Source organism: Pseudomonas edaphica (assembly GCF_965277385.1).
In the GTDB taxonomy this organism is placed as follows: domain Bacteria; phylum Pseudomonadota; class Gammaproteobacteria; order Pseudomonadales; family Pseudomonadaceae; genus Aquipseudomonas; species Aquipseudomonas edaphica.
In genome coordinates, this window is the sequence record NZ_OZ255725.1 from 5,559,060 (window position 1) to 5,581,125 (window position 22,066).

Below are 22,066 nucleotides of genomic sequence, written 5' to 3' on the forward strand. Positions count from 1 at the left end.
TGGGTTTTAGACTTCTGGCAGGGTTGAACCGCCATCCACCACTAAGGTCTGGCCAGTGATGTAGCCCGCCAGATCCGAAGCCAGAAACACCATCGCCCCAGCAATATCCTGCGCCGAACCCAGGCGCCCCAACGGCACGCGCCCGACAATGCTGTCATTCAACGCAGCATCACCCAGGTTCCCCATCGCTGGCGTAGCGATCATCCCCGGCTCCACACCATTGACCCGCACATTCAACGACGCCAATTCCAACGCCGCATTGCGGATAAAACCATTGACCCCGGCTTTCGACGCCGCATAGTGAGTGAGCCCCGGATAACCCACCCGATTGCCAGTGACTGAAGACGTCACCAGTACGCAACCACGGCCTTGCTCACGAAACATCGGCAACGCCGCCTGAGTCAGCCAGAACAACGCCGACAGGTTCACCGCCAAGGTGCGCTGCAGAATCTCTGGGGTAATGTCGTCAAACGCCGTCAACGGAAAATACCCGGCGTTGTGCACCAGCACATCCACCCGTGCCAGCCCCTGAACGCAAGCAAACACCGCGTCCGACTCCGCCAGGTCAACTCCGACGGCCTCCACGCGATAACCCTGTGCACACAGCTCAGCGGCCACAGCCTGGGCCTGTGCCAACATCCGATCGGCAATCACCACCTGCGCGCCACGTTGGGCAAACGCGTCGACAATGCCCAATCCAATGCCCTGGGCGCCGCCAGTTACCAGCACCACTTGCCCGCGGAAATCCAGGTCACGGCGCATGGCTGGCCTCCAGGCGCGTGAACGCCAAGGTCGGCACATCAACAATGCTTGAACCGCCGTCGGCCACTATCGTCGCCCCGGTGATGATCGATGCATCGCTGGACGCCAGGAAGCGGCAGACCTTGGCAATTTCCTCGGGCTGGGCGGCCCGACGCAGTGGCACGTCGGCGCAAACTCGTGCATAGGCCTGCTGCAAGGTATCGCCATAGGCGTCCATCAAGGGCTGCATTTCCGCATCGGCCATGGGCGTTTTTACCCAGCCGGGGCACACGGCATTCACCCGCACACCGTGAGGCCCGTAATCGCGCGCGAGCGAGCGGTTTAGCCCCAGTAGCGCATGCTTGGCGGTGGTGTAGCCGCAGACTTCCGGCCCCGCCGCCAAGGAGGCGATGGAGCCGATCAGTACGATGTTGCCCGCACTTGCCTGCAACAACGGCAAGCAGGCACGGGCGCTGTAGAACGCGCTGTCGAGGTTGCTGCGCAGGGCGCCTTCCCAGGTGGCGGAGCTGGTCTGGGTGGCGCTGCCCAAGCCATGGCCACCGGCGCAGGCCAGCAGCACATCGAGGCGCCCGTAGTGCTCATGGATCAGCCGGATAAACCCGTCCCAGGTGCCAGGACAGGCGGCATCGCCCACCAGGATCAAGCCGCCGGTGTCGCGCGCCACCTGTTCCAAGGGTTCACGGCGCCGCCCGATCAACACCAGCTGCGCACCTTGCTCGGCATACAGGCGCGCGCAGGCGGCGCCGATGCCGGTGCCGGCCCCGGTGATCACCACCGTGCGCGGCTCAGTCACGGGGGTACTCCGTGCGGTTAAGCACCTGGCAATACGAGCTGATCGGGAAGTTCGACAGCGCATCGAACGACGCCCCGGCATAGCCGAAGATCTTGCCGTCGCTGCGGTGCTGTTGCAGGTCGATCAACACCAGTCCGAGGGTGGGTACAATCTTCTCCTGCCACACAAACAGGTACAACTGCTCGGCGATCTTGTAGTAATGGCAGCGGTCGATGTCGCACAGGCCTTGCTCCACGCCCTTCAAGCATTGCCAGGCGTAGAAGCGCTCATTGAGGTAGATGTGCTCGTAGACCTCACTGGGGCTGTAGCGATATTGGTTACGCAGGCCCACCAGCTCATCGGTTGGCGCGTGCTTGCAGTGGCCGTCCTGCCACGGGCGGTCGAGGCTGCCGTGCAGGAAGTCGACCTGCACCGAGGTCAGCGGTTTGCCGGCCAGGGCTCGGTGGTAGAGACCTTCGTGGGTCTCTGCCGGGTCCGGCATACGCCCGATCACGGCAGTAAAGGACGCATTCGGCGTATCCAGCACCAGGCTGATCGACCAGCTTTGGCCAGCCTCATGCTTGATGAAGTCGACCAGGTACAGGCCCGCTCGAATCGAGGTGGCGCGGTAGGCTGCGCTGCCGCTGGAATGACCGTCGGCGGCGTGCCAATTAAGGCGCTCCGGCGCGAAACGGTGCTCGATCTGCCAGCCATTTTCAAAGTGCAGGGTGAAGGTCTTGCCGGCCAGCTCGGCCAGGTTCGGCAGTATAAAGGCTTGGGGAGCGAAACCGTCGGCCAGGGCGCCCACGGTGATCCAGTCTGGGGAACTCGTCATGGGAGGCCTCCTCAGGCAACGGCGAAGTAGTGTTTGACGAAATGCTCGCTGACCACTTCCCACAGCACGGGCGTGCCCTTGGTCACGAACCAGCTGTCGCCGGCCTTGAAACGCGTCGATTGACCGGTGGATTCGTCGGTCAGCACTACTTCGCCGCTGACCACCGTGGCCTGCTCGGCAAACGGGTAGACCATGCGGAACTTGCCCTGGGTCGTGCCAAAATATGCGCTGCTGACCGGGTCGGTGGGCGCGCCGAAGGTCATCTTGCCGAAGGCTCGCACTTCGCCTGCAAGGATCTCGGAGCCGAGGTCGGCCACGGTGCCCCAGGCATCGAGTTCAGACAGCTGGACGTTGTGCTTGATGGTGGTAAGGGTCATGGCAGTTGCTCCTGATGAGTAAAAAGGGGGTTAGCGGCGCCCGTTCCAGTAGCCGGAAAGTTGGTGCCAGGATTTGCCCGCCGTTAGCAACAGAGGGCGGATCGCGTCCTTGCCGATGATGGTCGGGCGGTGAATCGAACTGACCAGGTCATAGCGTGCCGAGCCTTCGCTCATACCTTCGGCCAGGACCTTGCAGATGATGTGGCTGGGGGTGACGCCAAAGCCCGAATAGCCCTGTACGAAAAACGCATTGCTGCGTCCCGGCAAGGTGCCTATCTGTGGGAACAGATTGGGGCTGCACGCCATCGGGCCGCCCCAGGCCAGATCAATTTTCACGTCCTTGAGGTAAGGGAAAATCTTCAGCATCAGGTTGCGGTTCCAGGCCTTGAGGTCACCGGGGATATGCTCGACCAAGGGTGTCGCGGCGCCGAACAGCAGGCGGTTTTCATTGGTCACGCGGTAGTAGTCGATCACTGGGCGAATATCGCTGTAGGCCCCGCGGATCGGGCTGATGCGCTGGATCAGCTCTTCTGACAACGGCTCGGTCATCATCTGGAACGCGTAAGTGTTGATGGTCGAGCGGTGCAGCTCGGGTTCGAGCTTGTTGAGGAAGCTGTCGCAGGCCCACAGCAACTTGCTCGCGCGCACCGAACCACGCCCGGTGCGCACGGTGATGCGCTCGCCATAGCTGACGTCCAGGGCCGGGCTGTTCTCGAAAATCCGCACACCGTGGCCCGCCAGCGCCGTGGCCTCGCCCAGCAGCAGGTTGAGCGAATGCACATGCCCGCCGCCCATGTGCAATAGGGCGCTGGTGTAGGCGTTGGAACCGATGATCTGCTGCACGTCGGAGCCACCCAGGAAGCGAATCTCGTGCTGGCTGTTGATTGACTTGAAGTCTTTCTCCCAGGCGCGCAGGGTTTTTTCCTGGCGGGCGTTGAAGCCCATGTAGCCGTAGCCGTGGCAGAAGTCCGCGTCGATGTTGTACTTGGCAATGCGGTTCTTGATGATGTCGGCGCCCAGGTCGCTGATCTCGAAGACCTGTCGCAGGCCGTCTTCGCCCACATCCTTCTTGATCTTCTCCAGGTCATGGCCGATGCCCGCCATGATCTGCCCGCCATTGCGGCCGGTGCCGCCAAAGCCCAGGTAGCGCGCCTCCAGCACAACAATGTTGGTGATACCTTTTTCCGCCAGTTCAAGGGCGGTATTGATGCCGGAGAAACCGCCGCCGATCACCACGACGTCGGCGTCGATATCCTGTTCCAGCGTGGGAAAGCCGAGGTTGTACTTCTTGGTTGCGGTGTAATACGTGGGGGTTTCAATGTTGATCATGGCGCAGCCTGAAAAGGTGAAGGAAGGCTCTAAAGCGGATGCCTCCATTAGGTACCCTGGCGGGATGGAAGTCTTGACCCTGCGTGCCCAGGCTTTTGATTCAGCGCGCCACGGGCAGCTGTTGCCAACAAGTTATAGCGCGCTGGGCGACCGGGAATGCTAGAGTTTCGTTAAATTATTAACTAAATAACCCGTGACCCTGATCCCTATGTCCAAACCTCGACAATCCTTGACGCTGGCGCTGCTGCAAGCCCGCGAAGCCGCCATGAGTTTTTTCCGCCCATCCCTGAATGAACACGGGCTGACCGAACAGCAATGGCGGATCATCCGCATCCTCGAACAGTACGGTGAGCTGGAGATTTACCAGCTGGCGGAACTGGCCTGCATCCTTAAACCCAGCATGACCGGCGTGCTGGTGCGCATGGAAAACGCCGGCATGGTGCACCGCCGCAAGGCCGAGCAAGACCAGCGCCGTGTACTGGTGACCCTGGCCGACAAGGGCAAGGCGAGCTTTGAGTCGATGAGCCAGTGCATGGAGGCCAACTACCAGCGTTTGCAGGATCAGTTTGGTGCAGACAAGTTTGAGGCGCTGCTGGGGCTGCTGGATGAGCTGAAGAACATCAAGCGCTGAATCACCACACATCCAAATGTGGGAGCTGGCTTGCCTGCGATGCGGACACCTCGGTATGCCTGGTAAACCGAGTTGATGCTATCGCGGGCAAGCCAGCTCCCACAGGTGTCTCAGTACACACTGCCTGTGTGGTTGGCAGTGGGAGCGCCGTTGAATTTCCCCGCCAACGCCTGCAACCCACGCATCAACACGGTGGTATCCACGCCCACCGCTACAAACGTCGCTCCCAGCTCGATATAACGCCGCGCCAAACCCTCATCGGCACTGAGAATCCCCGCCGCCTTGCCCGCCTGCACAATGCGCTTGATCGCATCTTCTATTGCTGCCTGCACGTCAACGTGCCCCGGATTACCGCGATGCCCCATCGACGCACTCAAATCCGCCGGGCCGATAAACACACCGTCCACGCCGTCGACCGCCGCAATCGCATCCAGATTGGCCAGGCCTTCAAGGCTCTCAATTTGTACCAACAGGCACATCTGCTCATCGGCCTGGTCGAGGTAACAGGCAATGCTGTTCCAGCGCGACGCCCGCGCCAACGCACTGCCAACCCCGCGAATGCCCTGTGGCGGGTAGCGCATGGCGCGCACCAGTTCGCGGGCCTGGGCGGCACTTTCCACCATCGGCACCAGCAAGGTCTGGGCGCCGATATCCAGCAGTTGCTTGATCAGCGCGCTGTCGCCGATGACCGGGCGAATCAGCGCCTGGCTGGGGTAGGGTGCGATGGCCTGCAATTGGCCGAGCATGCTGTGCAGCTGATTGGGCGCGTGTTCGCCGTCGATCAGCAGCCAGTCGAAACCGGCGTTGGCAGCCAGTTCGGCGCAGTAGGCATCGGCGAGGCCGAGCCACAGGCCGATCTGCACCTCGCCGTTGCGCAAGCGTTGTTTGAAGCGGTTGATGGGCATGTTCATGGCTAACCTCCAGGGCTCAAACGAAACGGCAGGCAATTGACCCGAGCATGTCGTAGTCGACATGGAAGGTATCGCCAGGGCGGGCCGCCACCGGGCGGGTGAATGAGCCACCGAGGATCACTTGCCCGGGCAGTAGCGTGACGTCGTACGCGGCCAGCTTGTTGGCCAGCCAGGCCACGCCCTTGGCCGGGTGGTTGAGCACCGCCGCTGACACGCCGGACTCTTCGATCACGCCATTGCGGTACAGCACCGCCGGCACCTTGCGCAGGTCGATCTCGGTGGGCCGCACGGCGCGGCCGCCCAGCACCACACCGGCATTCGCGGCATTGTCGGAGATAGTGTCGAAGACCTTGCGGGTAGCGTTGGTCTGCGGGTCGACCTGTTGGATGCGCGCGTCGATGATCTCCAGCGCCGGGATCACCCACTCGGTGGCGTCGAGCACATCGAACACCGTGCAGTTCGGGCCTTTGAGCGGTTTACCGAGAATGAAGGCCAGTTCCACTTCCACCCGTGGCACGATGAAACGCTCGAACGGAATGTCGCTGCCTTCGTCGAAAAACATGTCATCGAGCAGCGCGCCAAAATCGGGCTCGGTGATGTTCGACGAGACCTGCATGGCCCGCGAAGTCAGGCCGATCTTGTGGCCTTTCAAGCGGCGCCCGTCCTGGATCTTTTGCGCCACCCAGGCGCGCTGGATGGCGTAGGCGTCTTCAATGGTGATGCCGGGGTAGTCGAGGGAAAACTGGCGCACCTGTTCGCGGCTGCGTTCGGCGCGGTCCAGGTGGGCGGCGGCGGCGAGGATTTGCTGGGAGTCGAGCATGGCAACGGTCTCTAGTGTGGGTTGACGATGGCGGCGTGGGTGCGCAGCACCAGCAGGCCGCCGAGGGCGATAAACAGGGCGAGTACGTAAAGCGCCAGGCTGGCGCTCTGGGTCGCGTCGCGCATCCAGCCGATCAGGTACGGCGCGAGGAACGCGGCGATGCTGCCGAACGAACTGATCATGGCGATGCCGGCAGCTTGGGTGGTGGTCGAGAGGAACGCCGGCGGCAGCTGCCAGAACATCGGCAAGGCGGCACTGGCGCCCATGCCGGCGACCACCAGCCCGCCCATCACCAGCAGCGGGTTGCCCGGCGCCAGGCCCGCCACGGCGATGCCGACGGCGGCCATCTGCAGTGGCACACACAGGTGCCACCGGCGTTCGCGATGGCGGTCGGATGAGCGCCCGCAACCGATCATGAAGAAGCAGCCGGCCAGGTAGGGTACGGCGCTGAGCAGACCGACCTGGCTGTCGCGGCCGATGCCGGCGCCGTGGATCAGCGTGGGCATCCAGAAGGCGAGGGTGTTGACCGCCAACATCACCGCAAAGTACACCGCCACCAGCAGCCACACTTGCGGGTCACGCAGGATGCCGCCGAATGAAGTGATGGTCTTGCGCTGTTCCTCGCTGCTGAGTTGGGTGCGCAGTTGCTGCTTTTGCGCGTCCGTCAGCCAGCTCACTGAATCAAAACCATCCGGCAACCACTTGAGCACCACCAGACCGAGCAGCACCACCGGCGCGCCTTCGATCAGGAACATCCACTGCCAGCCGCGCAGGCTGCCGACATCATGGAAGTTTTCCAGGATCGCGCCGGAAATCGGCCCGCCCAGCACGCCGGCCATCGGCACCGCAATCGCGAACAGTGCGGTGACCTGGGCGCGGCGGCGTGCCGGGTACCAACGGTTGAGAAACACCAGAATGCCGGGGAAAAAACCGGCCTCGGCCACCCCCAGCAGAAAGCGCAACACGTAGAAACCACGCGCACTTTCGACCCACAACATGCCGGTGGACAACAGGCCCCACACCACCATCAGGCTGGCTATCCAACGCCTCGGCCCGACCCGGTCCAGGGCCATATTGCTTGGCACGCCAAACAGCGCGTAGGCGATAAAAAACAGCCCGGCGCCGAAGCCGTAGACCGTGTCGCTGAAGTGCAGGTCGCTGCTCATCTGCATTTTGGCAAAACCGATGTTGATGCGGTCCAGATGGGCGAACAGGTAACACACCAGCAACAGTGGCATTAGCCGCCAGGTGACTAAACGATGGGTGCGGTCGTGCTCAGCCAGCACGTGGCTGGCAGTGGAATTGGCTGTGCTCATGGTGTTGTACTTTTTGTTTGAGTGGCCGTGAGAGGGGCGGCGGGGCTTAGCCCGTCGGGTTGTTCAGGAACGCATGCACATTGTTCTGCTTGAAATTTAGCTGCGGGTGCAGCTCGACCATCTCGAATGACAGCGCCAGCAAGCGTTGCGCTTGCAACGGGGCAAAGTGTGCGGTGATCACCGCGAACAGCGCTTCGGCCACCGCCTGGCGGGTGGCAAGGTCGCGGCCATGGCCGACTTTTAGGGTCATGTGTACAAAGGCGTAGTCGTGCTTGCCGTCAGCCATGCGCCAGCTGTCCAGGCGCACGCCACGGCTGCGAATGCCGCCGAGTGGGAACACGCCAGTGTCGCCCAGCACGTGATGGACTTTTTCAAACAGGCTGGGCAGATCGGCCTGTTGCTCAATGTTGTCGGTGTACTCGGCGATAAAATGCGGCATGGTTTTTCTCCCAGGTTTACAGCGGGAAAATCGCGTTGATCTGGCCGGTGCCCGAACTGCCGAACGGCGGCGTGATGATCTCGGCAGGCTTGGCATAGTCCGGCCCCCCGAGCAGGCCCAGGAGCATGGCGGTGTCGTGCATCTTGCCTTCGCCAAAGCAGTGTTCGGCGTAGTCGGGCAGCATCGCGCAGAACTCCTCGAAGCGGCCTTGCTTCCACATCTCCACTACGTGCAGGTCCACTTGCTTGTCGAACTCACGGGTCCAGTTATGGATATTCGCCTCGGCCTGGCGGTCATCCGAAAAGCGGTGGGACAGTGAACCGGAAGCCAGCACCAGTACCTTGCGATCACTCTTTTCGATAGCCCGGCGCACAGCGGCGCCAAACGCGAAACTGTCCTCCAGGCGATGCCAGGCGCACCAGGCCGCGATGGAGATGACCTTGAATTTCTCATCCTCCGGCACGCCCATGTGCATGTAGCGCATGGGCACCAGGGTGCCGTATTCCAGCTCCAGGCTCGGGATGTTATGGGCCATGCTGCGCACGCCGGCGAGGTTGGCTTCAGCGGCAATCAGCTCACCCAATTGCGGGTCGCCTGGGTAGGCGTACTCCATGTTCTTGATAAAGTGCGGCAGCTCGTTGCTGGTGTAGGTGCCCTGGAACTGCGCGCCACAGTTGACGTGATAGCCGCTGTTGACCAGCCAGTGCACGTCGAACACCACGGCGGTGTCGGCGCCCAGCTCGCGGGCGCGCCGACCGATTTCCTTGTGGCCGGCGATCGCCGCTTCGCGACAGCCGTGATGTTTGCCGGGCAACTCCGACAGGTACATCGACGGTACGTGGCAGATCTTCGCTGCCAGAACCACTTCGCCCATGATCATTCTCCTGAGTACTTATTCTTGTAATACCAGTGAGGCCCCTTTGGGAGCTGGCTTGCTCTGGTGCTACACACCCCAACGCGGGATGTGATGGCTGCCCATGGAAATGCACACGTTCTTGATCTCGGCAAACACTTCAAAGCTGTACTGGCCGCCTTCGCGCCCGGTACCGGAGCCTTTGACGCCGCCGAACGGCTGACGCAGGTCGCGCACGTTCTGGCTGTTGATAAATACCATGCCGGCTTCAATTCCGCGCGCCAGGCGATGGGCCTTGCCGATGTCCTGGGTCCAGATATACGAGGCCAGGCCGTACTCGGTGTCGTTGGCCAGTTGCAGCGCCTCGGCCTCGTCCTTGAATGGAATCAGGCACACCACCGGGCCGAAGATTTCTTCCTGGGCGATGCGCATCTTGTTGTTCACATCGGCAAATACGGTCGGCTGGATAAACTGGCCTTTGCTCAAATGCGCGGGCAGATTGGCCGGGCGTTCCAGGCCACCGGCGAGCAAGGTGGCGCCTTCTTCCAGGCCAATCTTGATGTAGCCGGTGACCTTGTCGTAGTGCGCCTGGGTGATCATCGAGCCGACCTGGGTTTTCGGGTCTTGCGGGTCGCCGACGATCAAGCGTTTTGCGCGTGCGGCAAACTCGGCGACAAACTGCGGGTAGACACTCTCCTGGATAAAGACCCGGCTGCCGGCGGTGCAGCGTTCGCCGTTCAGCGAAAAGATCGTGAACAGCGCGGCATCCAGGGCGCGTTCAAGGTCGGCGTCTTCAAAGATCAGCACCGGCGACTTGCCGCCCAGTTCCATCGAGTACTTTTTCAGCCCGGCGGTTTGCATGATCTTCTTGCCGGTGGCGGTGCCGCCCGTGAAGGAGATAGCGCGCACGTCCGGGTGGCGCACCAGTGCATCACCGGCGGTGGCGCCGTAGCCCTGGATTACGTTGAGCACGCCGTTGGGAATTCCGGCTTCCACCGCCAGGCGCCCGAGTTCATTGGCGGTCAGCGGCGACAGCTCGGACATCTTCAGCACTGCTGTGTTACCCAGCGCCAGGCACGGCGCGGTCTTCCAGGTGGCGGTCATGAACGGCACGTTCCAGGGCGACACCAACCCGCACACGCCCACCGGCTGGTAGAGGGTGTAGTTGAGCATCTGATCGTCCACCGGGTAGCTGTGGCCGTCCATGCGCGTGCAGACTTCGGCGAAGAAATCAAAGTTGTGCGATGCGCGGGGGATCAGCACGTTCTTGGTCTGGTGGATCGGCAAGCCGGTATCGAGGGTTTCCAGCTCGGCCAGGCGCGGCACGTTCTGCTCGATCAACTCACCCAGTTTGCGCATCAGCCGGGCGCGTTCTTTGGCCGGGGTGTTGGCCCATTTCGGGAAGGCTTCTTTGGCGGCTGCAACGGCCTGCGCAACTTCCTCGGCGCCGCCGCTGGCGACTTCGCCAATGGCTTCGCCGGTGGCCGGGTTGTAGTTGATGAAGGTGTCTTTGCTTTCGACCTCACGGCCGTTGATCCAGTGTTTGATCATGCTGCTCACGCCTCTTTACGGGCGGAGAAAAACTCCGCTTCGCTGACAATTCGGTTGACCAGGCGACCTACGCCTTCGACTTCCACCACCACTTCATCGCCCGGCACCACATCGGCCAGGCCTTCGGGCGTGCCGGTGGCGATCATGTCGCCGGGTTGCAGGGTCATGAAGCTGGAGAGGTACTCGATCAGGTAGGGGATATCGAAAATCATGTCGCGGGTGCTGCCTTCCTGACGCAGTTCACCGTTGATCCAGGTGCGCAGGGTCAGGTTGCTCGGGTCGGGCACGTCCGCGACATCGACGATCCACGGGCCGACCGGGGTGGTGGCGTCACGGTTTTTCACGCGCAGGTTGGGGCGGTAGTAGTTTTCCAGGTAGTCGCGGACCGCATAGTCGTTGCACACCGTGTAACCGGCCAGGTAGTCCAGGGCATCCGCGCGCTTGACGTTGCGCGCGGTCTTGCCGATGACCGCCACCAGCTCGCACTCGTAGTGCATGTAGGCAACGTTATCCGGGCGCCAAGTGACTTGGCGATGGCCGGTGTAGGTGCCCACCGACTTGATAAATGCCAGCGGTTCGGTGGGCGGTGTGAAGGCCAGCTCGGCAGCGTGGTCGGCATAGTTCAGGCCCAGGGCGAACATGCTGCCGGTGGCCGGTGGCAGCCATTGCACCTGTTGTTCGGCGAGCAGGCGGCCGTCGTTGAGGCGCACGCTGCAATCAGCCTCTACCTGTACGTGATGGGTTTCGCCTTCAAAACGGATACGAGCGTGTTTCATGCGTGTGCCTCCGCCTGCACGGTGTTGGCCAGGCGACCGATACCGTTGATTTCAACCTCAACCTGGTCCCCAGGCTGCACATCCACGCGGCCCTCCGGTGTGCCGGTGATCAGCACATCGCCGGGGTATAGGGTCATGAACTCGCTGATCTCGGCGATCAATTGCGGGATGTCGCGCACCCAATGGGTCGTCGAGTTTTCCTGGCGCAGTTCGCCGTTGACGAACAACTTGAGGCTCAGTTGGTTAGGGTTTGCAACTTGATCACGCGGGATCAGCTCGGCGCTTAACGCGCAAAACCCGTCACGGCATTTGGCTTTGACGGCGGGGCGGTAGTAGCTGTCTTCCGGCAGGCTGAATTCATTGACCACCACATAACCGGCCACATGCGCCATGGCGTTTTCCAGGCTGACGCGGCTGGTGCGCTGGCCGATCACCACGCCCAGCGCCGGCCCCGGTTGCAGGCGTTCGCCCGCGGGATGCAGCACTACACCGCCATGCTTGTTGCGTGTGTTGGGGGTCTTGATAAACAGCACCGGCTTGGCAGGCGGCTTCTGGTAGGGCGCCTGCTGGAAGGCGGCGAGATGCTGGTCCAGCAGACCCTGGTAGTTCAGCGCAACGCCGAACAAGGTGCCGCTGGCAACATCATGCAGGGTACGGCTCATGCGTTTCTCCTGGCGGTGGCGACTGCTGCATAAGCAGTTCGTTAATGTGTTAACGTTATAATTAATATGTTAACTACCGTCAAGCGTGGCAAAATCCGGCGGGATCAAAACAATAAGAAGAGTGTTCTGTGAAACCGATTCCGAACATCAACATCGGGCAGGTCTACGACCAGCGTTACAGCGATGCCGAGGTGCATTACGACAAGCTCGGCAACCTGGCGGGGTTTTTCGGGCGCAATATGCCCGTGCATCGGCATGACCGGTTTTTCCAGGTGCATTTCGTCAAGAGTGGCGCGGTGCGGGTGTACCTGGATGACCGCCAGTTCGTGGAGTCGGGGCCGATGTTTTTCCTCACTCCGCCCACAGTGCCCCATGCGTTTGTTACGGAGCCGGATGCCGACGGGCATGTGCTGACCGTGCGTCAGCAACTGGTGTGGGCGTTGATCGACGCCGACCCCAGCCTTGCATCGGGCGCCGCCTGCGTGGCGCTGACCGCCGATGCCGAAGGGCTGGATCAACTCTTCGGGGAACTCAGCAGCGAGATCAACGCGCAAAGGGCAGGGCGCGCCGCCGCATTGGAGAGCCTTACCCGCCTGATCATGATTCGCCTGCTGCGTCTGTGCGCCAACAGCCTGCCGGCCCGCCCGACACGGCATGAAGACCTGCGCATTTTCCATCGTTTCAACGAACTTATCGAAGCCCACTACCTGGAACACTGGCCGCTGGCGCGTTACGCCGAGGGGATTGGCGTGACCGAAGCGCGGCTCAATGAGGTGTGCCGACGCCTGGCCGACCTGCCGTCCAAGCGCCTGATCCTGGAGCGGCTGATGCAGGAAGCCAAGCGTCTGCTGCTGTTTACCGGCAGCTCCGCGAATGAAATCTGCTACCAGCTGGGGTTCAAGGACCCGGCGTATTTCAGCCGGTTTTTCCTTCGTTATGCGCAGGTGACACCGGGGGAATATCGGCTGCGGCAGTCGGGCTTGGGTTGACGCTCCAGGCGCCGCCCAGAGCCGTGTACAGGTTCACCTCCGCGACCAGTTGCGCCAGCCGATCGACAATCAGCGCCTGCTGCGAACTGAACAAGGAACGCTGCGCATCGAGGAACGTCAGGTTGCTGTCCACACCGCTGCGGTAGCGGTGCTGGGCCAGGTCGTAATAGGCCTGGTTGGCGGCGACAAAATCCCGTTGCGCGTCCAACTGGTCGTTAAAGGTTTGCCGGGCGGCGAGGCCGTCGGCGACTTCCTGAAACGCCGTTTGAATGGATTTTTCGTACTGCGCCACCGTAATGTCTTTCTGCAGTTTGGCGTAGTCGAGGCTGGCGCGCAGGCTGCCGGCGTTGAAGATCGGCAGGTTGATTTGCGGCTGGAAGGTCCAGGTGCCCGCGCCGCCCTTGAACAGCCCCGACAGCTCCTTGCTGGTGCTGCCGGCGTTGGCGGTGAGCGTCACCGACGGAAAAAATGCTGCCCGCGCCGCGCCGATATTGGCGTTGGCGGCTTGCAGTTGGTATTCGGCCTGGAGGATATCCGGGCGCCGTTGCAGCAGGTCGGAGGGCAAGCCTGCGGGCAGGCGCGCCACCAGGTCATCAGCGAGCGGGCGCGACGGCAGGTTTTCATCCACCGGGCCGCCCACCAGCAGGGCCAGGTTGTTGACATCCTGGGCGACCTGGCGCTCATAGCGGGCCACGCTGGCGCGGGTGCTTTCTACTGCCGTGCGGGCTTGCACCACATCCAGTGCCGAGGCCTTGCCCGCGGTTTTGCTACGGCTGGTGAGCTGCCAGCTGTGGTCGTTGGCGGTCAGAGTTTGCTGCGCCAGGGTCAGCAGCTCCTGGTCGGCGCGCCAGGTCAGGTAGGCATTGGCGACGTTGGCCACCAGGCTCAGTTGCGCGCTGCGCCGCGCCTCTTCGGTGCCCAGATACGTGAGCATCGCCTGCTCGCTGAGGCTGCGCACCCGTCCGAACAGATCCAGCTCATAGGCACTCAGGCCCAGGGTGGCCGAATAGTTGGAAGTGATCGCCGACTTGCCGGTGCCGGTCAGATCGCCCGGTACTTTCTGGCGTTTGCCGGCGCCGCTGGCCGATATCGCCGGGAACAGGTCCGCTCGCTGGATGCGGTACTGCGCCTGAAACGCCTGCACATTCAGCGCCGCTACCCGCAGGTCGCGGTTATTGGCCAGTGCTGCGCCAATCAGCTGTTGCAGCGCCGGGTCGTGGAACAGCTGCTGCCAGTCCGGCTCGACCGCCACAGTGCCGGCTTGCGCCAGGCTGTAGACCCCGCCTTGTGGGTACTGCGCCGGCACCGGCACAGCGGGCCGCTGATACTCGGGGATCAGCGAGCAACCGCCGAGCACCCAGGCCATGCCAACGGTGGTGAGGGTGAATTTTTTCATCAGGCGCCAACCATCCATTTGGCCAGGCCATGGCGCCCGCTGACGCCCAGTTTGGCGGCGGCACGCTTGAGGTAGGTTTCGATCGAGCTGTTTTTCACGCTGAGTTTTTCCGCCATTTGCGGCACGGTGCCGCCGGTCAACAGGCCCAGGCACACCTCCTGCTCACGCGCCGACAGGGTGATATCGCTGAGGGACAGGCGCTTGTAGAACTCGCGCTGCAACTGTGACTGCTCCAGCTGGCTGTGGGCTGGTTCGGCCTGGCTGTGAGGGGCCTGGCGCAAAATCCGCGCATGCCGTTCCATCAACGGCAACAGGGTGTCCGACAAGCACTTGAGAAACGACAGTTCTGCCAGGGAAAAGCCTTGTTGGGTCGGCGGGCGGTAGAACGAAATCACGCAGCGTCGGTTGCCCTGGCGCGAGACCAGGTTGCACTGGTGCGAGGTGCCGCGTGGGTGTGCGCTGTTGGCCTTGGCCTTCATCTGGATCAGCAACGGGTCTTGCATGCGCAGCATTTCCCGTAGCAGCGGGTGGTCGTTCAACGCATGTACGGGCTGGGGCGCCAGCAGGTGTTTTTTCAACCCGGCGCTGCCCAGCAGCTGAATATCGATCGCGCTGTCACGCAGTTCGTCGAGGGTCCATTCACTCAGGTCGACCAAGTGAATCGGCACCCATTTATCCACCAGATGCAGCATGTTGGCGGCGAAATTTTCCTGGCCACTGTTTGAAATCAATTCACCCATTTCGGCGTAGAACTGCGGGCTGTGGGCGCCGCCAATACTAGAAGTCAGACTCATAGCCATCTCATCCTTGATGTCGAAAACCGTCAACGGGTGCCCTGGGTCTGTGTGGGGCGGCCCGTACTCCTTGAACGTGACTCTTCTTCAGCGTCATTCGGCGTTCGAGATTTTATTTAGCCATAGCGATTTGTCCTACGTATGTAGCGGAAACGAGGGACACAAGCTGCCATAAAAACTACGTCATTAATTCGACGTTTCAGACGGAGAATTCCGCCAACGAAAAACCATGGCTAAAAATTAGGAATGATTAACCAATTGATATTTATAGTAAAAATAAGTAATTGGGGCGTATTGAGAAAAACTGACTGCGGCCATGTGTAGTCAATTTCCTACAGTGCTTTAATCGTTTCAGCAGTCAACCATCAGCCAAGCCCGTTTCCATCCATATGAATGTCCGGGTTTCGGGTGACAGACACCTTCGGGTCGCCATGCTCAAATCCGGCAATTTTGGCGAAATGGGCCCGTGCGCGGCCGTGCCTGACTCCTATTGAGAAGGATCTTATGCAGCGTTCCCCAAGCTTCCCCCTGACTGCCGCCCAGCAGGACATCTGGCTCGACCAACTGCGAGCGGGCGACTCGCCGCTGTACAACATTGGCGGCTATGTCGATTTTGCCGGCGTCCTGGTGCCGGACCTGATCCAGCACGCCGTGGAGTTGCTGGTGGCCAAGCACGATGCCTTGCGCACCCAGTTGCACACCGATGCCGACGGCTTGCCTCGACAGACCTTTGATGCTGCGCTGACGGTGCAGGTAGCACGGCACGACTTCTGCGCGCTGCAAGACCCACTGGCCGCGAGCCACACGCTGATGCAAGCGCAAATGGCCCGGCCCTATGCGATGAGCGGCGAACCGCTGTTCCGGTTTTTCCTGGTCAAGCTCGATGACGATCACTACCGCCTCGGCACCCAGGCCCATCACCTGATCCTCGATGGCTGGGGCTTTGGCCAGATGCTCCAATCCTTGGCCCGCCTGTACACCGACCTCGTACAGGGCCAGCCACCGGAGCCGCATGCACCGTCGTATATCGACTTTATCGACACCGACCAGCGTTACCAGGAATCGGCCCGTTACGCCCGTGACCGCGCCTATTGGCTGGACAAATACCAGGTGTTGCCCGAGCCGCTGCTGACGCCGCGACACAACGCCCCGGCGCCGAGCAATACCTGGGTGGAGCCATTTCAGGTGGCGCTGCTCAACCGCATGGAGCAAGTCGCCAACCGTTACCAGGCCTCGGCGTTCCATGTGTTGCTGGCGGCGCTGTACGTGTATTTCACCCGCACCAGCCAGCGTGATGAGTGGGTGGTGGGGCTGCCGATCCTCAACCGTTCCAACGCCCGTTTTCGCTCCACCGTGGGCTTGTTTGCCCAGGTCAGTGCAGTACGTTTTCAGTTCGACGCGCAATTGCCGTTCAGCGCGGTGGTGCGCGGTGTACGTGACCAGCTCAAGCAGGATTTTCGCCACCAGCGTTTTCCCCTGAGCGAGATGAACCGTGAGCTGGGCCTGCGCCGTACCCATCGCGGCCAGTTGTTCGACCTGTCAGTGTCCTTTGAGCAGGACGATCACGACCTGCGCTACGGCCAGGTCCAGGCCCGTGCGATCAAGGTCTCCAACCACCACGAGCCGCTGCCGATTGCCTTCCACCTGCGCAGCAACCGTTACCAGGACACCGCTTGCCTGCACTGCGTGTACAACGAGGCGTGGTTTCGCGAGGACGAGGTGCAGGCGTTGGCGCAGCGCTTTACCTGGCTGCTGGAACAGGGGTTGGCGAATACCGCGTTGACGCTGGCTGAGTTTGCCTTGGTGACGCCGGCCGAACAGCTCCGGTTGCAGCAGTGGAATGCCACCGCACAAGCGCCTGCCAACGCGCAAACCCTGCATCGGCGCATCGAGGCGCAAGCTGCGCGCACGCCTGACGCCATTGCGGCGGTGCATCAGGACCGGCAATTGACCTACGCCCAGCTCGATCAACAGGCCAATGCCCTGGCCCACCAATTGCTCGAACATGGCGTGCAGCCGGATGACCGTGTGGCGATTGTGGCGCGGCGCGGGCTGGACACCGTGGCCGGGTTGCTGGCGATCCTCAAGGCCGGCGCCTGCTACGTACCGGTGGACCCGGCTCACCCGGCCGAGCGCCTGAGCTACCTGCTGCACGACAGTTCCCCGGTGGCGGTGCTGGCCCAGCACAACGTGCTGGCGCGCCTGCCGATGCTCGACGTGCCGATAATCCGTTTGGACCTGCCGGCCCACGGCCGCAGCGACAGCCCACCGGTGGCGGTCACGCCGTCGAACCTCGCGTATGTGATCTACACCTCAGGCTCCACCGGGTTGCCCAAAGGCGTGATGGTTGAGCACCACACCGTGTCGAACCTGGTGGACTGGCACTGCCGCGCCTTCAACCTGCACGCGGGCAGCCAGACGGCCAGCGTGGCCGGCTTCGGTTTTGACGCAATGGCCTGGGAAGTGTGGCCGGCGTTATGCGTGGGCGCGACCTTGCACCTGGCGCCGGCACAGGACGACGCCCAGGACATCGACGCGCTGCTCGACTGGTGGCGTGCGCAGCCGTTGGACGTGTGCTTTTTACCGACGCCGGTGGCCGAGTACGCCTTCAGCCAGCGCCTGCAACACCCGACCCTGCGCACCCTGCTGATCGGCGGCGACCGCCTGCGCAGCTTCAGCCGCGCACAAACCTATGACGTGATCAACAACTACGGCCCCACTGAAGCCACGGTGGTCGCCACCTCCGGGCGCGTCGAGGTGGGCCGCCCTTTGCACATCGGCGCGCCGATCGACAATGCCACGGTGTACGTGCTGGATGAACAGCGGCGCCCGGTGCCGATTGGCGTGGCGGGGGAGCTGTATATCGGCGGCAAGGGTGTGGCGCGGGGTTACCTGAACCAGCCCGAGCTGAGCGCCGAGCGCTTTGTGGATGACCCGTTCAGCGAGGGCCGGATGTACCGCACCGGCGATCTGGCGCGCTGGCTGCCCGACGGCAACCTTGAGTACCTGGGCCGCAATGACGACCAGGTGAAAATCCGTGGCGTGCGCATCGAACTGGGCGAAATCGAATCTGCGCTGGCCAGCCATCCGGCGGTCCAGGAAGCCGTGGTGCAGTGTCGCGAAGGCCAACTGCTGGCTTGGTTTGTCGCCCGGCACAGCGTCGAAATCGAAGCGTTGCGTGCCCATCTGCAAGCCTCGCTGCCCGATTACATGCTGCCGGCGGCCTATGTGCAGTTGGAGGCGATGCCGCTGACCGCCAACGGCAAGCTTGACCGCAAGGCGCTTCCCGCGCCCACGCAGCAAGCCTTTGTCACGCGCCAGTTCGAAGCACCGTACGAAGGCGCGGAAACCCTGCTGGCGCAGATCTGGGCTGAGCTATTGCAGGTGCAGCAAGTGGGGCGCCATGACCATTTCTTTGAACTGGGCGGCCACTCGCTGTTGGCGGTGCAGTTGGTGCAGCGCATGCGCCAGGCCGGCTTGCATGCCGATGTGCAGGTGTTGTTCGGCCAGCCGACGCTCGCCGCGCTGGCGGCGGTCAGTGGCGGCAGTGAGGTACAGGTGCCGGGCAATCGTATTGCGCCAGGTTGCAGCCACATCACGCCGGACATGCTCGCACTGGCCGAACTCGACCAGCCGAGCCTGGATCGTATCGTCGCCGGCATCCCCGGTGGGGCTGCCAATGTGCAGGAAATCTACCCGCTGGCGCCGTTGCAGGAGGGCTTGCTGTACCACCACCTCACGGACGAGCGCGACCCCTACCAGCAACATGCACTGTTCAGTTTTGCCCGTCGCGACCAGTTGGAGGCGTTTGCCCAAGCGTTGCAGCAGGTGATCAACCGTCACGATATTCTGCGCACCAGCCTGGTATGGGATGCGCTGGAACAACCGATGCAAGTGGTGTGGCGCCAGGCGCAGTTGCGCGTCGAGCCGCTGCACGATCAGCACGCACCGCTGGATCTGCGCCAGGCGCCGTTGATGGCGCTGGATTACGCCGAGGAGCCGCACAACCAGCGCTGGGTCGCCAAGTTGCGCTTTCATCACCTGGTCAATGACGCCACTTCGACCACCGTGCTGGTGGATGAAATTCGCGCCCACTTGCTGGGCCAGCAGGCGCAATTGCCGGAACCGGTGCCTTACCGCAACGTGGTCGCGCAGGCCCGCTCGGCAGCGCGCCAGGCGGCCCATGAGGCGTTCTTTCGCGAGCGCCTGGCCGACGTTGACGAGCCGACCCTGGCGTTCGGCTTGCAGGAGCGCCAGGCCAATCGCGCCGACATCGAAGCGGCCGAACGGCCCCTGGCAGACGCCCTCAACCTGCGCCTGCGCGCTCTAGCGCGAGCGCTTGGGGTGAGTGCCGCGAGCCTGTTTCACCTGGCCTGGGCCCAGGTACTCAGCCGGGTCGCGGGCCGCGATGATGTGGTGTTCGGTACCGTGTTGCTCGGCCGTTTGCAAGCCGGCGAGGGCGCCGACCGTGCCTTGGGCATGTTTATCAACACCTTGCCGCTGCGCGTGCGCCTGGCCGGGCAAAGCGTGGTCGCTGCGCTGGCAGACACCCATGCGCAACTGAGCGCGCTGGTCGCCCATGAACAGGCATCGCTGGCCCTGGCCCAGCGTTGCAGCGGTGCATCGCCGCTGTTCAACAGCCTGCTCAACTATCGGCACACGGCGGCGGACAGGGACCTGAACCTGGTGCCGGGCATTGCGCTGCTCAGCAGCGAAGACATCCTCAGCTACCCGCTGATGCTGACGGTCGACGACGTCGCCAGCGGCTTTCGCCTCACGGCCAAGGCGCCGCGCAAGGTCAGTGCCGAGCGCTTGCTGGATTATATCGAGACGGTGTTGCGCGGCCTGGCGGAAACCCTTGAACACGCGCCGACCACACCCCTGCGCGAGGTACAGGTGCTGCCGGCCAGCGAACTGAAAACGCAGTTGCTGGACTTTAATGCGACCCACACCGACTACCCCGAAACCCTCACCGTCCAAGCCCTGTTCGAAGCCCATGCGCGGCAGATTCCCAATGCCATTGCGGTGCAGACCGGCGAACGGCAGTTGACCTACCGAGAGCTCAACGAGCGTGCCAACCAGCTTGCCTTTCACCTGCGCGAGCGCGGCGTCCAGCCGGATTCGCGTGTGGCCCTGTGCGTCGAGCGCGGGCTGGAGCTGGTGGTGGGGTTGCTGGCGATCCTCAAGGCGGGCGGCGCCTATGTGCCGCTGGACCCTGGCTACCCGCGCGAACGCCTGGCCTACATGCTCAGCGACAGTCAGCCCGTGGCGTTACTGGTGCACGCGGCCACCCGTGAATTGCCCGGCGAGGTGTCGATGCCGGTGATCGACTTCGACCGCTGCGCCTGGGGCCAGGCACCTATCGGCAACCCGTTGGTGCCCGGTTTGAGCGTCGCCAACCTGGCCTACGTGATGTACACCTCCGGCTCCACCGGCACGCCCAAAGGCGTGATGATCGAGCATCGGGGCTTAAGCAACCTGATGCACTGGGGCTCCCGGTTGTGCCCGAATGCCCAGGGCGGCGCCTTGTTGCAACGTGCGCCGTTCAGCTTCGATGGCTCGGTGTGGGAGCTGTTCTGGCCGCTGACCAATGGCATGCGCCTGGTGCTTGCACGACCCGATGGGCACCGTGAACCGGCGTACCTGGCTCAGGTGATCCGCGAGCAACAGATCAGCGTGATCAAGTTCGTGCCGGCGATGTTGCAGCAGTTTCTGGAACTGGAAGAGTCCGCGCTGTGCACCAGCCTCACCGACGTGCTCTGCGGCGGCGGTGAGTTCACTGAAGCCCTGGCCCGAGGCGTGCTGGCACGCTTGCCCAACGTGCGCTTGCATAACGTCTACGGCCCCACCGAAGCCACAGTGGACAGCAGCGCCTGGACCCTGGAACCCGGCGCCGCCGTGCCGGCCGTGCAACTGCCGATTGGTCGGGCGATCAACAACACCCGCCTGTATGTGCTGGATGAATATGACACGCTGGTGCCCATGGGCGTCAGCGGCCAACTGCATATCGGCGGCGTCGGCATTGCGCGGGGCTATTTGGGCCTGGAACTGATGACCGCCGAGCGCTTTATCGACAGCCCGTTTGTGCCCGGTGATCGGCTGTATCGCACCGGCGATCTGGTGCGTTACTTGCCCGATGGCAACCTTGAGTTCCTGGGGCGCAATGACTTTCAGGTCAAGCTGCGGGGCGTGCGCCTGGAGCTGGGCGAAATCGAATCGCGCCTGGCCGCGCACCCGGCGCTGCGGGACGTGGCGGTGCTGATTCGTGATGAGCGTTTGGTGGCGTACTTTACCCTGCGCGGGCAAGCGCCAAGCCTGGAAGCCTTGCGTGCGTACGTGTTGGAACAGTTGCCTGAATACATGGTGCCGGCGGCCTTTGTGCAGCTGGAAGAATGGCCGCTTAACCCGGCTGGCAAACTCGACCGCAAAGCCTTGCCGGAGCCTGGGTTGGAGGCGGTGGTGAGTCGCGCGTATGAGCCGCCGGTGGGTGAGATGGAAACCCTGATGGCGGGCATCTGGGCCGACGTGTTGAAGCTTGCGCGGGTAGGGCGTCACGACCACTTCTTCGAATTGGGCGGGCACTCGTTGCTGGCGGTGAACCTGGTGGCACGGATGCGCAAGGCTGGGTTGGAAGTGGATGCGCGCACCTTGTTCAGCCAGCCGACGTTGGCGCAATTGGCCGCCTGCACCACTGCTCAGGTACAGCGCGTGGAAGTGCCGCAAACCGCCATCCCCCAACTTAACCGCCGCCGCCGGATCTGAAGCCTGGAGGCGGGCAATGTGGGAGCCGGGCTTGTCGGGTCGCCGCATCGCCGCGATAGCGGTAGTTCAGGCAACGCCTCTGTTGCTGATA

At 62.7% G+C, this 22,066-nt stretch carries 18 protein-coding genes; 3 read left to right on the forward strand and 15 right to left on the reverse strand.

Annotation, left to right across the window (positions count from 1 at the left end; all coding sequences use genetic code 11):
• Positions 1-6: 6 nt before the first annotated feature.
• The 5 genes from ACQY47_RS25370 to ACQY47_RS25390 are packed head-to-tail and all read right to left on the reverse strand — an operon-like array spanning position 7 to position 4,075.
• The gene (locus ACQY47_RS25370) at positions 7-762 is read right to left on the reverse strand and encodes an SDR family oxidoreductase (RefSeq protein ID WP_428552887.1); all 756 of its coding nucleotides are present in this window, start codon (positions 760-762) and stop codon (positions 7-9) included.
• The gene (locus tag ACQY47_RS25375) at positions 752-1,555 is read right to left on the reverse strand and encodes an SDR family NAD(P)-dependent oxidoreductase (RefSeq protein ID WP_138453179.1); all 804 of its coding nucleotides are present in this window, start codon (positions 1,553-1,555) and stop codon (positions 752-754) included. Before ACQY47_RS25375 ends, ACQY47_RS25370 begins: the two co-directional genes overlap by 11 nt.
• Entirely contained in the window at positions 1,548-2,369 is an 822-nt protein-coding gene (locus tag ACQY47_RS25380; protein WP_170040422.1) for a molybdenum cofactor biosynthesis F family protein, read from the reverse strand. Before ACQY47_RS25380 ends, ACQY47_RS25375 begins: the two co-directional genes overlap by 8 nt.
• Positions 2,370-2,380: 11 nt before the next feature.
• Entirely contained in the window at positions 2,381-2,746 is a 366-nt protein-coding gene (locus tag ACQY47_RS25385) for a cupin domain-containing protein (RefSeq protein ID WP_138453175.1), read from the reverse strand.
• 30 nt (positions 2,747-2,776) lie between these two features.
• Complete coding sequence (locus ACQY47_RS25390) at positions 2,777-4,075, reverse strand: NAD(P)/FAD-dependent oxidoreductase (RefSeq protein ID WP_170040424.1); 1,299 nt, start codon at positions 4,073-4,075, stop codon at positions 2,777-2,779.
• Positions 4,076-4,283: 208 nt separating this feature from the next.
• Between ACQY47_RS25390 and hpaR the strand changes: the two genes are divergently transcribed.
• Entirely contained in the window at positions 4,284-4,706 is a 423-nt protein-coding gene (hpaR, locus tag ACQY47_RS25395; RefSeq protein WP_138453172.1) for a homoprotocatechuate degradation operon regulator HpaR, read from the forward strand.
• Between the two features lie 110 nt (positions 4,707-4,816).
• Here the strand turns inward: hpaR and hpaI are convergent, their stop codons facing one another.
• The 8 genes from hpaI to ACQY47_RS25435 all read right to left on the reverse strand — a co-directional run bounded on the left by hpaI (position 4,817) and on the right by ACQY47_RS25435 (position 12,034).
• Positions 4,817-5,617: a 4-hydroxy-2-oxoheptanedioate aldolase gene (gene hpaI / locus ACQY47_RS25400; protein WP_170040426.1), complete on the reverse strand. Its 801-nt coding sequence runs from the start codon at positions 5,615-5,617 to the stop codon at positions 4,817-4,819.
• A 16-nt stretch (positions 5,618-5,633) separates the two neighbouring features.
• Positions 5,634-6,437 (reverse strand): 2-oxo-hept-4-ene-1,7-dioate hydratase, encoded by an 804-nt coding sequence (hpaH, locus tag ACQY47_RS25405; RefSeq protein ID WP_170040428.1) that lies wholly within the window; start codon positions 6,435-6,437, stop codon positions 5,634-5,636.
• A gap of 11 nt (positions 6,438-6,448) precedes the next feature.
• Positions 6,449-7,753, reverse strand: coding sequence for an MFS transporter (locus tag ACQY47_RS25410; RefSeq protein WP_138450187.1), 1,305 nt, complete (start codon positions 7,751-7,753; stop codon positions 6,449-6,451).
• A gap of 46 nt (positions 7,754-7,799) precedes the next feature.
• On the reverse strand, positions 7,800-8,192 hold the full coding sequence (locus tag ACQY47_RS25415) for a 5-carboxymethyl-2-hydroxymuconate Delta-isomerase (protein WP_138450186.1): 393 nt from the start codon (positions 8,190-8,192) through the stop codon (positions 7,800-7,802).
• 16 nt (positions 8,193-8,208) lie between these two features.
• Positions 8,209-9,066 (reverse strand): 3,4-dihydroxyphenylacetate 2,3-dioxygenase, encoded by an 858-nt coding sequence (hpaD, locus tag ACQY47_RS25420; RefSeq protein ID WP_138450184.1) that lies wholly within the window; start codon positions 9,064-9,066, stop codon positions 8,209-8,211.
• Positions 9,067-9,135: 69 nt separating this feature from the next.
• Positions 9,136-10,596, reverse strand: a complete 1,461-nt coding sequence (hpaE, locus tag ACQY47_RS25425; protein ID WP_138450182.1) for a 5-carboxymethyl-2-hydroxymuconate semialdehyde dehydrogenase — start codon at positions 10,594-10,596, stop codon at positions 9,136-9,138.
• Positions 10,597-10,601: 5 nt separating this feature from the next.
• Positions 10,602-11,372, reverse strand: coding sequence for a fumarylacetoacetate hydrolase family protein (locus ACQY47_RS25430; RefSeq protein ID WP_138450180.1), 771 nt, complete (start codon positions 11,370-11,372; stop codon positions 10,602-10,604).
• Positions 11,369-12,034 carry a fumarylacetoacetate hydrolase family protein gene (locus ACQY47_RS25435; RefSeq protein ID WP_138450178.1) on the reverse strand — a complete coding sequence of 222 codons (666 nt, stop codon included), beginning with the start codon at positions 12,032-12,034 and terminating at the stop codon, positions 11,369-11,371. Before ACQY47_RS25435 ends, ACQY47_RS25430 begins: the two co-directional genes overlap by 4 nt.
• A 128-nt stretch (positions 12,035-12,162) precedes the next feature.
• Between ACQY47_RS25435 and hpaA the strand changes: the two genes are divergently transcribed.
• Positions 12,163-13,023, forward strand: coding sequence for a 4-hydroxyphenylacetate catabolism regulatory protein HpaA (gene hpaA / locus ACQY47_RS25440; protein ID WP_138450176.1), 861 nt, complete (start codon positions 12,163-12,165; stop codon positions 13,021-13,023).
• Here the strand turns inward: hpaA and adeC are convergent.
• Positions 12,950-14,419, reverse strand: coding sequence for an AdeC/AdeK/OprM family multidrug efflux complex outer membrane factor (gene adeC, locus ACQY47_RS25445; protein ID WP_395600828.1), 1,470 nt, complete (start codon positions 14,417-14,419; stop codon positions 12,950-12,952). The two genes, hpaA and adeC, sit on opposite strands and share 74 nt — an antisense overlap.
• A complete protein-coding gene (locus tag ACQY47_RS25450; RefSeq protein ID WP_026013880.1) occupies positions 14,419-15,213 on the reverse strand; it encodes a helix-turn-helix transcriptional regulator in 795 nt (264 codons plus the stop codon). Before ACQY47_RS25450 ends, adeC begins: the two co-directional genes overlap by 1 nt.
• Before the next feature lie 504 nt (positions 15,214-15,717).
• Between ACQY47_RS25450 and ACQY47_RS25455 the strand changes: the two genes are divergently transcribed.
• On the forward strand, positions 15,718-21,975 hold the full coding sequence (locus tag ACQY47_RS25455) for an amino acid adenylation domain-containing protein (RefSeq protein WP_428552901.1): 6,258 nt from the start codon (positions 15,718-15,720) through the stop codon (positions 21,973-21,975).
• Positions 21,976-22,066 lie beyond the last annotated feature (91 nt).

What these genes read in the sequence shown, in the direction of transcription:
- ACQY47_RS25390 (WP_170040424.1), bottom strand. Translation starts at nt 4,075, where the DNA reads ATGATCAACATTGAAACCCCCACGTATTACACCGCAACCAAGAAGTAC.
- ACQY47_RS25450 (WP_026013880.1), bottom strand. Translation starts at nt 15,213, where the DNA reads ATGAGTCTGACTTCTAGTATTGGCGGCGCCCACAGCCCGCAGTTCTAC.
- adeC (WP_395600828.1), bottom strand. Translation starts at nt 14,419, where the DNA reads ATGAAAAAATTCACCCTCACCACCGTTGGCATGGCCTGGGTGCTCGGC.
- hpaI (WP_170040426.1), bottom strand. Translation starts at nt 5,617, where the DNA reads ATGAACATGCCCATCAACCGCTTCAAACAACGCTTGCGCAACGGCGAG.
- ACQY47_RS25410 (WP_138450187.1), bottom strand. Translation starts at nt 7,753, where the DNA reads ATGAGCACAGCCAATTCCACTGCCAGCCACGTGCTGGCTGAGCACGAC.
- hpaE (WP_138450182.1), bottom strand. Translation starts at nt 10,596, where the DNA reads ATGATCAAACACTGGATCAACGGCCGTGAGGTCGAAAGCAAAGACACC.
- ACQY47_RS25380 (WP_170040422.1), bottom strand. Translation starts at nt 2,369, where the DNA reads ATGACGAGTTCCCCAGACTGGATCACCGTGGGCGCCCTGGCCGACGGT.
- ACQY47_RS25415 (WP_138450186.1), bottom strand. Translation starts at nt 8,192, where the DNA reads ATGCCGCATTTTATCGCCGAGTACACCGACAACATTGAGCAACAGGCC.
- hpaH (WP_170040428.1), bottom strand. Translation starts at nt 6,437, where the DNA reads ATGCTCGACTCCCAGCAAATCCTCGCCGCCGCCGCCCACCTGGACCGC.
- ACQY47_RS25430 (WP_138450180.1), bottom strand. Translation starts at nt 11,372, where the DNA reads ATGAAACACGCTCGTATCCGTTTTGAAGGCGAAACCCATCACGTACAG.
- ACQY47_RS25385 (WP_138453175.1), bottom strand. Translation starts at nt 2,746, where the DNA reads ATGACCCTTACCACCATCAAGCACAACGTCCAGCTGTCTGAACTCGAT.
- ACQY47_RS25455 (WP_428552901.1), top strand. Translation starts at nt 15,718, where the DNA reads ATGCAGCGTTCCCCAAGCTTCCCCCTGACTGCCGCCCAGCAGGACATC.
- ACQY47_RS25370 (WP_428552887.1), bottom strand. Translation starts at nt 762, where the DNA reads ATGCGCCGTGACCTGGATTTCCGCGGGCAAGTGGTGCTGGTAACTGGC.
- hpaR (WP_138453172.1), top strand. Translation starts at nt 4,284, where the DNA reads ATGTCCAAACCTCGACAATCCTTGACGCTGGCGCTGCTGCAAGCCCGC.
- ACQY47_RS25435 (WP_138450178.1), bottom strand. Translation starts at nt 12,034, where the DNA reads ATGAGCCGTACCCTGCATGATGTTGCCAGCGGCACCTTGTTCGGCGTT.
- hpaD (WP_138450184.1), bottom strand. Translation starts at nt 9,066, where the DNA reads ATGGGCGAAGTGGTTCTGGCAGCGAAGATCTGCCACGTACCGTCGATG.